This is a genomic window from Alkalibacterium sp., assembly GCF_046484155.1.
GTDB lineage: Bacteria > Bacillota > Bacilli > Lactobacillales > Carnobacteriaceae_A > Alkalibacterium.
In genome coordinates this window covers 1-6,763 of sequence record NZ_JAWOBT010000026.1, presented here as the reverse complement: position 1 = coordinate 6,763, position 6,763 = coordinate 1, and the positions used below count along the sequence as shown (strand labels likewise).

Here is a 6,763-nt window from a genome sequence, read left to right as displayed (position 1 = left end):
GATCATCGCCATAGCTGCTTTTTTCATCACCTCACTGGGTTTCGTCAAACTGTCATCCTTGATCGCTTCTTCGACAGCCGTTACCCCTCGTGACATATTAGAGCCATGGTCCCCATCGCCGATCGCCTGGTCGAGATCACTTAAATATTGTTTCTGCTCTTGAATCCTTTTACCGAATTCAAGTAACCATTGTCTTGTTTCGTCAGTTGTTAATGTCATTCCCTTTCATTCCTTCCTATCCCCAGCTGGCTGTATTTACTTCTTCATTCAATGCAGATATTTCACTTGTTCCACTAAACTCGATCATCGTCAACGATACTCCCGCCATATCGAGAGACGTCATATAGTTCCCTACTTTCGTATAGGCAATCTGCATGTCTGATGCATCGAGTTCTTTTTTGACATCATTCAAAAAGATATATTGCTCCATCAACGGTGTAGCTCCTAAGCCATTGACTAAAATCCCATACTGTCCATCCTCTTTAAAAGTGAAGGACTGGGACAATTTATCCACCAGTTCTTTCGCGATCTCCTGAGAGGTTTTTAATTTTTCTCTCAAGTATCCAGGTTCTCCGTGGATGCCTACACCATACTCCAGTTCATCAGCGCTCAGGTCGAAACCCGGTTTGCCCACTTCCGGAACAGTGGCAGCCGTCAAAGCGACCCCGATTGTTTTGATCCTTCCGACCAGCTCATCTCCAAGCTCTTTTAATTCCTGTAAAGTTTTTCCTTGTCGCGCATAAGCTCCAAGGATCTTATGAACAAAAATGGTCCCGGCGACGCCTCTTTTTCCTGCAGTATAAGTACTGTCTTCAACCGCGATATCGTCATCTACCAGCACCGTTTCCACTGCTATGTCTTCCATTTCAGCCAGTTCTTTTGCCATGTCAAAGTTCATGACGTCACCGGTATAATTTTTCACGACCAGAAGGACGCCCTGTCCGTTGTCGCTCGCTTTGATCCCTTCTAGTATTTGATCTGGTGTCGGGGAGGTAAATACTTCGCCGCAAACCGCTGCAGAAAGCATGCCTTCCCCGATGAAGCCTGCATGAGCAGGTTCATGGCCACTGCCGCCACCACTGACGAGTCCGACCTGGTTTTCAATGTCTCTACTCACGATCACACGATAGTCTTCAAGTTTTTTCACCAGTTCTTGATGAGCAAAACAGAACCCGTCGATCATTTCATCGACCACTCTACTCGAATCATTTATAATTTTTTTCAATTTTGCTTCCTCCCTGTCTTCTCTAGTCGATTTGATTGTTCGCTCACGATCGCTGTTTCCTATTCCAAACGAAACCTTTTCGACCTGTCGATTTGTCATATCAAGGAAAAAAGTGACACTAGACGATAGGAACGTCATCCTATGCATAGCATCACTCCCAACTTGATTTATTTGGTTCTTTTCAGGTAAGCTTTTGCGTATACATCAACTGCTCGGATGGCTTCCACTACATCTTCAGGCGTGACAGTGAATGGCATATTACTCATCGTTTCGCCTTCTTTTGTTGCGGCTTTCCCTACTGCCAGCAATTCTTCATATGATTTATCTTCTAGGTGCATCTGTTCTAATGTGACAGGCAGATCCAGGGCTACATACATCTCGAGGTAGCGATCGATTTCGTTGATCGTTTTATTTTCAAGTACAAGTTGAGTCAACGTACCATAGGCTACTTTTTCACCATGGGACAGATGATGAATCTCTCCGTCAACAGCAGTAAAGCCATTATGGATAGCATGTGCTGCAGCAAGGCCAGAATCTTCAAAACCTAAACCTGAAAGTAAAGTATTTGCCTCAACAATTGCTTCAAGTGCCGGTGTCACTACCTTATGTTTATTGGATTCATAGGCTAAAATTCCATAATCAAATAATACTTCCTCACATTTCTCCGCAATCGCAAAACCTGCGATCGTTGCTTTACCACCACTCATGGTATTCCCGTTTTTCTGTTTCACAGCACGGGCTTCAACCAGGGTAGCCATGGCATCAGAAATACCTGAAGCTAACATACGCGCCGGGGCTCCAGCGATGATTTTAGTATCCATCAAGACCAAATCCGGATTTTTTTTATAGAATAAGTACTGTTCAAAAGCCCCGTCTTCCGTATAAACTACTGATAAACCTGATGTCGGTGCATCCGTTGAAGCAAGCGTTGGAAAGACAACGACAGGGACCTTCATGTTATCTGCGACGGCTTTGGCGGTATCCAGCGCTTTGCCCGCACCCATACCCAAGACAAAATCAACAGCTTTTTCTTTGGCAATTTCACTGATACGATTAATTTCTTTCATGGAACATTCACCATTAAAGGTCACTTTGGTTATTGTAAAGGTATCTGATAAATTCTCGATCAATTTATTGGCGGCAAGGTCCTGCACAAAATCATCGGCTAGGACGATAACTTGTTTACCGAAGTGTTCCATATACTGACCGGCATGGTGCATTAAATCTTTCCCTTGAATGTAACGACTTGGACTGACAAATATTTTATCCATTCTAAAACCTCCTAAAGATTTTCCCTTTCATATAATATGAAATATGGAAGGATTAAGTTCATTATAATATGAAAGCGCTTAAAACGAAACGGACAATTTCACTAATCTGTCAAAAATGCTGTTATTAGACACTCGTTAATTAATATTTTATAGTCTATACTATAAAAGGGGGATTTGAATGGACCAATCACTGATCACCAAAAGAATTATTGCAAATGCGTTTAAGTTATTGATGCAAAAGGAGTCCTTTATTAAAATTTCTGTCAGTGACATCATGAAAAATGCTGATATGAGAAGACAGACATTCTATTATCACTTTCAAGATAAATATGAGTTATTAGAATGGATTTTTAAAACGGAAAGTAAAGAAAACATCAGCGATTTGATCGGATATGAGCGCTGGGACATAATTTTGAAGCAGATATTTGTTTATTTTGACAGAGAACAAAAATTTTATAAAAATGCACTTGCTGTTTCTGAACAGAATCAATTCATAGAATATTTATATTCCAACTTGAAATCATTATTCTCAAGAGCACTTTCTGATATCCATCATCCTACAGAGGTAACATTCAATGAAAATAACAATCTTATTTCCAGTTTTTTAAGTCATGGTTTAGTAGGAGTCATTAAAGACTGGATTCAATCTGGATGTCAGATTCCACCCGAAGAAATGGCAGAATATATGTCCAGAGATTTATTAAATAAGATGCATGATAAGGAGTGATTGAAGTGAAATATATTCAAAACAACCCAAAAAACAGCGTAGAGGCAATGCTGCAAGGATATTTTTTCGAACGTAAACACTTGATTGATTATGACTCAAAGCATAAAATCATTTATAGACAAAAAGAAAATCAAGTGGCACTAATTAGCGGTGGAGGGAGCGGACATGAACCTGCTCACTTTGGTTATGTAGGAGAAGGAATGTTAACAGCGAGTGTAAATGGCGACTTATTTGTCCCCCCTTCTGCTGATGCTGTGTTAGCAGCGATCAAAAAAACAGATGCTGGAAAAGGCGTCCTTTTAATAGTGAAAAACTATGCCAGCGATATTGCTGTTTTCTCTCAAGCAAAAAAAGACGCCGAGCAAATGGGTCATATCGTAGAAATGATCATCGTGACGGATGACCACTCTATCGAAAATGATGTATCCTATAAAAAAAGACACCGCGGCGTTGCCGGTACTATTTTAGTACATAAAATATTGGGAGCTTATGCGCAACAAGGAATGGAACTTACAGAATTAACAATTCTCGGTAATAATATAATTGAAAATCTCTATACGTTAGGTGTGGCTTTGACTCCAGCTAGATTGCCTGGAAACCAAACACCCTCTTATATGCTTAATGACGATGAAGTCTATTTTGGCGTAGGGATCCACGGCGAAAAAGGTTATCGGAAAGAACCCTATATTTCTTCGGAACAGTTAGCAATTGAACTGATAAATAAGCTCAGACGACTTAACAATTGGGCTCCTCATGAAAAATATGCACTATTAGTCAACGGGCTTGGCTCTACTCCATTAATGGAACAATATATATTTGCAAATGACTTGAGACGTTTATTCAACATGGAGCATCTTGATATACCTTTTGTAAAAGTCGGTACTCACTTGACCTCCTATAACATGCATGGCATATCATTGACATTATTAAAAATCGTTGATCAGCAATGGGTCGAAGCCCTTCAGCAACCGACCGATGCTTCACACTGGTAAAACGCTATTTATATCGATAACCCGCCAGATCTGCATGTGGAAAATCCTATAATAAAATGAATCGAATGATATTTAAGAACCATTACTAGCAAACACCCAAGAGAGTGACACAAATGATACAAATCCATTAAAGTCAGACTTGAAATCTGACTTTAATGGATTCTTTTTTATAAAAAAATAATGTGAGATTTAAGAACTGGTTAAGAAAACCATGCTAAGGGGAACTAGTGAGACGTGGAATCCGTTCGACCCATACCCACCTGACAGATGATTGGCTTCCTCGTCTGAGCCGAAAGATTACATGATCAGAAGTTATTTTTCTCTAAAATTACACCGTTACTTATTTTTATCATTCATTTTCTTCGGTTTGAATTTAAATGAACGTGTCGCTTTTACCGCAGCTTGCCAGCCTGCATAAAGGTCTTCACGTTTTTCTTCCGACATCTGGGGTTCAAAGGTAGCTGATTTTTCCCATTTCGCTTTGATTTCGTCTAAGTCTTTAAAGAAGCCAGTGGCTAAACCTGCCAGATAGATGGATCCCAAGGCTGTTGTTTCCATGATTTTAGAGCGTTCGATGGTGACGTTCAAGATATCCGATTGGAACTGCATCAAAAAATCATTCATGCTGGCTCCACCATCCACCCGCATCGTTTCGGTCTTGAGTCCGGCATCTTCATTCATCGCATCGACAACGTCACGTGTCTGATAGGCCAGCGATTCCAATGTTGCCCGAATGAAGTGCTCTTTTTCTGTACCCCGAGTCAGGCCAAACACGGCCCCTCTGGCATCCTGATCCCAGTGCGGTGCGCCTAAGCCGGTAAATGCCGGCACCACATAGACGCCGTCCGTCGTTTTTACACGGGTCGAAAACTCTTCTGTTTTGGAAGCCTTTCTAAACATACGCAAGCCATCTCTCAGCCACTGAATGGCCGATCCCGCAACAAAAATCGCTCCCTCTAGTGCATAGTACACTTCGCCATCAAGGCCATACGCCAGAGTCGTCAATAACCCATTTTCTGACTGGATCGGTTCTTTGCCGGTATTCATGATGATGAATGCACCGGTGCCGTAAGTATTTTTAACCATTCCTTTTTCAAAAGCGGTCTGACCAAAGAGGGCGGCCTGCTGATCGCCGGCAATTCCGGCAATCCGCACGCTAACTCCCTTGAATATGGCATCCATGGTCTCACCAAATATCCCGGATGACTGACGGACCTCGGGCAGCATAATTTCAGGTATATCAAGCAATTCCAAGATATCCTGATCCCATTTCAAATCGTAAATATTATAAAGCATGGTCCGGCTGGCATTAGAATAGTCCGTGGCATGCACCTCGCCACCTGTCAATTTCCAGAGTAACCAGGTATCGATCGTTCCGAATAAAAGCTCACCCTTTTCGGCCCGTTCTCTCGCCCCTTCCACTCTATCTAAGATCCATTTAATTTTAGTTGCCGAGAAATAGGAATCTATGATCAGCCCCGTTTTACTGTGAATCATCTCTTTATGGCCGTCTTGCATCAGCTGGTTTGCTATCTTTGAAGTCTGTTTGGATTGCCAGACGACGGCTTGGTAGATAGGCTCGCCTGTTTCCTTGTCCCAAATAACCGTTGTTTCCCGTTGATTCGTGATGCCTATGCTATCCAGCTCGTCTGCTTCTATTTCTGCTTCGATCATAACGCTGGCTACGACTTGAAGCGTCTTTAAATAAATTTCATTGGCATCATGCTCGACCCACCCTGGTTCAGGATAATATTGATTGATCTCTTTTTGAGCTTTCCACCGCGGTTCACCGTCTTTATCGAAAATAATTGCTCGGGTAATGCTTGTACCCTGGTCTATCGCCATGATGTAATCAGCCATGTATGTATTCTCCCCTTTATCTTGTTTTGAAAAGGCTTACCGTCACTGATCAGTATACCATTTCAGAAATCATTTCATCCAATTAAAAGCATGTGAGTTGGCGAACAGGCTTACTTTTTCAAGTAGCTATTTTTGCTCGAAAAAGAGTATCTACTCATTGATTTAACTAAGAGATGTTTAATCTGTCCTGGCCAGATTAGTCAACATTTGATATTTTCAAAAGAATATTCATGCTTCTGTATGTATCAAGGGTGGTGTAATTTGAGTCTGGTGCCGTCGTTGTAGAATGAACTTTATTTATAGTGGGGATAGCTTTAGTTCGGTGTTCATCATGATGAATCGACTTAATTTAGCAGACACTTGAATGAAGTTCAGCATGATAGTCCTTCTTGAACTTCAGCTATCGCCTCGTTAGGTTCAGTCTACACACACGTCAACTGGCTGAACTTTGTATAGCTTCCGAATGGTTGCAGTTCAGTCTGTTAATTTCGAGTTGACCTACAGTAACGCTACAATTAATTATACTTTACATATGACATATCCGTCGCAACTAGAACAAACCACTCTCTATTTATAGTTCGATCTGAACACGTCTTCTTCAACTATACCGCACCGTAAAAAGAAGCTTTGAGAAACAAAAAAGAGGGTGGGACAAAAGTCTCACACCTAATCTGAAATAATGAAAAAG

6 protein-coding genes are annotated in these 6,763 nt (G+C 41.3%); 2 read left to right on the top strand and 4 right to left on the bottom strand.

The window, feature by feature from the left end; translation table 11 throughout:
• The 3 genes from R6U02_RS02095 to R6U02_RS02085 form a co-directional block, all read right to left on the bottom strand.
• Positions 1-219 (bottom strand): DAK2 domain-containing protein (locus R6U02_RS02095; protein ID WP_410261979.1); only part of this gene is annotated, 219 nt, incomplete at its 3' end.
• Between the two features lie 16 nt (positions 220-235).
• Positions 236-1,225, bottom strand: a complete 990-nt coding sequence (gene dhaK, locus R6U02_RS02090) for a dihydroxyacetone kinase subunit DhaK (protein WP_410261978.1) — start codon at positions 1,223-1,225, stop codon at positions 236-238.
• A gap of 167 nt (positions 1,226-1,392) precedes the next feature.
• On the bottom strand, positions 1,393-2,496 hold the full coding sequence (locus R6U02_RS02085) for a glycerol dehydrogenase (protein ID WP_410261977.1): 1,104 nt from the start codon (positions 2,494-2,496) through the stop codon (positions 1,393-1,395).
• A 178-nt stretch (positions 2,497-2,674) separates the two neighbouring features.
• Between R6U02_RS02085 and dhaS the strand changes: the two genes are divergently transcribed.
• Together dhaS and dhaQ are read left to right on the top strand one after the other, a co-directional pair.
• Complete coding sequence (gene dhaS / locus R6U02_RS02080) at positions 2,675-3,223, top strand: dihydroxyacetone kinase transcriptional activator DhaS (protein WP_410261976.1); 549 nt, start codon at positions 2,675-2,677, stop codon at positions 3,221-3,223.
• A gap of 5 nt (positions 3,224-3,228) precedes the next feature.
• Entirely contained in the window at positions 3,229-4,215 is a 987-nt protein-coding gene (gene dhaQ, locus R6U02_RS02075; protein WP_410261975.1) for a DhaKLM operon coactivator DhaQ, read from the top strand.
• Positions 4,216-4,551: 336 nt separating this feature from the next.
• On the opposite strand, the gene glpK is transcribed toward dhaQ, so the two are convergent.
• Complete coding sequence (gene glpK, locus R6U02_RS02070; RefSeq protein ID WP_410261974.1) at positions 4,552-6,075, bottom strand: glycerol kinase GlpK; 1,524 nt, start codon at positions 6,073-6,075, stop codon at positions 4,552-4,554.
• Between the last annotated feature and the right edge of the window lie 688 nt (positions 6,076-6,763).